General features: G+C 70.8%; 2 protein-coding genes. Both read right to left on the reverse strand.

The window, feature by feature from the left end; genetic code table 11:
• Window positions 1–113: 113 nt before the first annotated feature.
• A complete protein-coding gene (gene pgm / locus O3Q52_RS51500; RefSeq protein WP_269655306.1) occupies window positions 114–1751 on the reverse strand; it encodes a phosphoglucomutase (alpha-D-glucose-1,6-bisphosphate-dependent) in 1638 nt (545 codons plus the stop codon).
• Between the two features lie 492 nt (window positions 1752–2243).
• Window positions 2244–2927: DNA-directed RNA polymerase subunit alpha (gene rpoA, locus O3Q52_RS51505; RefSeq protein WP_269655307.1), on the reverse strand; the 684-nt coding region annotated here is incomplete at its 5' end.

Consider the following 2927-nt stretch of genomic DNA (forward strand, 5'->3'; position numbering starts at 1 on the left):
GGCGGCCTCGGCCTGGCGTTTGGCGGCGGCGGGCGTGAACACCCCGGTCCATCGCCCCACCGCCGATCGCGGCCCCGGCGGCGACCAGCGCCGTCACCACGTTCTCGTCCACGTCAGGCGTTCAGCGCCGCCAGCACCACGGACCTGGCCTCCTCCTGGACCTGGCGCAGATGGTCGGGGCCGAGGAAGGACTCACCGTAGATCTTGTAGACGTCCTCGGTGCCCGAAGGGCGGGCCGCGAACCAGGCGTTGGTGGTGGCGACCTTGATCCCGCCGAGGGCGGCGCCGTTGCCGGGCGCCTCGGTGAGCACCGTGGTGACCGGCTCGCCGGCGAGGGTGTCGGCGGTGACCTGACGCGGGGACAGCTTGGCGAGCAGGGCCTTCTCCTCGCGGGTGGCCGGGGCGTCGACGCGTGCGTAGGCGGGGGCGCCGAAGCGGTCGGTGAGCTTGGCGTAGTGCTGCGACGGGGTCTCGCCCGTGACCGCCGTGATCTCGGAGGCGAGCAGGGCCAGGATGATGCCGTCCTTGTCGGTGGTCCACACCGAGCCGTCGCGCCGCAGGAAGGACGCGCCCGCCGACTCCTCGCCGCCGAAGCCGAGCGTGCCGTCGGACAGGCCGTCCACGAACCACTTGAAGCCGACGGGGACTTCGATCAACGGACGGCCGACGTCCGCCGCGACCCGGTCGATCATGCTGGACGACACCAGGGTCTTGCCGATCCCGGCTCCCGCGGGCCACTGCCCCCGGTGCGAGAACAGGTACGAGATCGCCACGGCCAGATAGTGGTTGGGGTTCATCAGGCCGTCCGGCGTGACGATGCCGTGCCGGTCGGCGTCGGCGTCGTTGCCGGTGGCGATGTCGAACCGGTCGCGCTGCTCGATGAGCGAGGCCATGGCGTACGGCGAGGAGCAGTCCATACGGATCTTGCCGTCCCAGTCCAGCGTCATGAAGCGCCAGGTGGGGTCGGTGAGCGGATTGACCACCGTCAGGTCGAGCCTGTGCTGTTCGGCGATCCGGCCCCAGTAGGCGACCGAGGCGCCGCCCAGCGGATCGGCGCCGATGCGGACTCCGGCGGACCGGATCGCCTCCAGGTCCAGCACGTTCGGCAGGTCGGCCACGTAGGTGCCGAGGAAGTCGTGGCGGCCGGTCCCGGGTGCGGCCAGGGCGCGGGTGTAGGGGATGCGCCGTACGTCCTTCAGGCCGCCGGTGATGATCTCGTTGGCGCGGTCCTGGATCCAGGAGGTCGCCTCGGATCCGGCGGGGCCGCCGTTCGGCGGGTTGTACTTGAAGCCGCCGTCGGCGGGCGGGTTGTGCGAGGGGGTGACCACCACGCCGTCGGCGAGACCGGAAGTGCGGGACCGGTTGTGGGTGAGGATGGCGTGCGAGACCGCCGGGGTGGGCGTGTAGCCGTCGGTCTGGTCGATGAGGACGGTCACGTCGTTGGCGGCGAACACCTCAAGTGCCGTGATCCGCGCGGGCTCCGACAGGGCGTGGGTGTCGGCGCCGAGGAAGAGGGGGCCGTCGGTGCCCTGGGCGGCGCGGTACTCGCAGATGGCCTGGCTGGTGGCCGCGATGTGGTCCTCGTTGAACGCCGCCGCGAGGGACGAGCCGCGGTGCCCCGAGGTGCCGAACGCCACCCGCTGCCCGGGCTCGGCCGGGTCCGGGTGCCGCGCGTAGTACGCCGTGACCAGGCGGGCCACATCGATGAGGTCCTCGGGCCCGGCGACCTGCCCCGCTCGCGCATTCTGCATGTGCCCGCTCCTCCGCAAGGGTCGACCGTTGGGTACGGCCCTCATTCTCCCCTGCCCGGCCCACCATGACGCGCACCGGGCGGCCGTGGTGGCACCCGTCCGGCGAGTACGACGACGAAGGTCCGCGACAAGCTGGGCACGGTTGGTCCGGCCGGCGCCTCGTTCGCGTCGCCGCGCCGCCGGGCGTACTCGTCGTGGACCCCGTCAAGGATGCCGCGGGACGGGAGAGTGTCGGTCTTACGTTCGATGGTGCCCCAAAGGGTTACGCCCGGGTCCTCGAGTCGTCCGGCCTCGTCTGCCTCGGAACAACCGGTGCGGCGCTCTTGGAGGTTGGCGTCGCGGACAAGGCGGGTGACGTGCCGGCCGGCTCATCCTGAGAGAGCCAAGCATCAGAGGGCGTCCGCTGCGGCGGACGCCCTCTGGCGTGCTGTCTTCTGTTCACCGGCTCCACTGTTGTCCCAGGTCACCCGTGACCCGGTCGTGGCGCACGGTTCAGTACTGCTCGGTCTCCACGAAACCCGCGTCCGCGTCGTCGTCCGCGCCGAAGGCGTCGGCGGCGGCGGTCGGGTCGAATCCGGGCGGGCTGTCCTTCAGGCCCAGGCCCATCCCGGCCAGCTTCGCCTTGACCTCGTCGATCGACTTCGCACCGAAGTTACGGATGTCGAGCAGGTCCGCCTCGGACCGAGCCACGAGCTCACCCACGGAGTGGACGCCCTCGCGCTTGAGGCAGTTGTAGGAGCGGACGGTGAGGTCGAGCTCCTCGATCGGCAGCACCAGGTCGGCGGCGAGGGCGGCGTCCGTCGGGGACGGGCCCATGTCGATGCCCTCGGCGTCGATGTTGAGCTCGCGGGCCAGACCGAACAGCTCGACCAGGGTCTTGCCCGCCGACGCCATGGCGTCACGCGGAAGCATGGCCTGCTTGGTCTCGACGTCGACGATCAGCTTGTCGAAGTCGGTGCGCTGCTCGACACGGGTCGCCTCGACCTTGTACGTGACCTTGAGGACCGGCGAGTAGATCGAGTCGATCGGGATGCGCCCGATCTCCTGACCGACCTGCTTGTTCTGTACGGCGGAGACGTAGCCGCGACCGCGCTCGACGGTCAGCTCCATCTCCAGCTTGCCCTTGCCGTTGAGCGTGGCGAGGACGAGGTCGGGGTTGTGGACCTCGACACCGGC

Source organism: Streptomyces sp. ActVer (assembly GCF_027270795.1).
Lineage (GTDB): Bacteria > Actinomycetota > Actinomycetes > Streptomycetales > Streptomycetaceae > Streptomyces > Streptomyces umbrinus_A.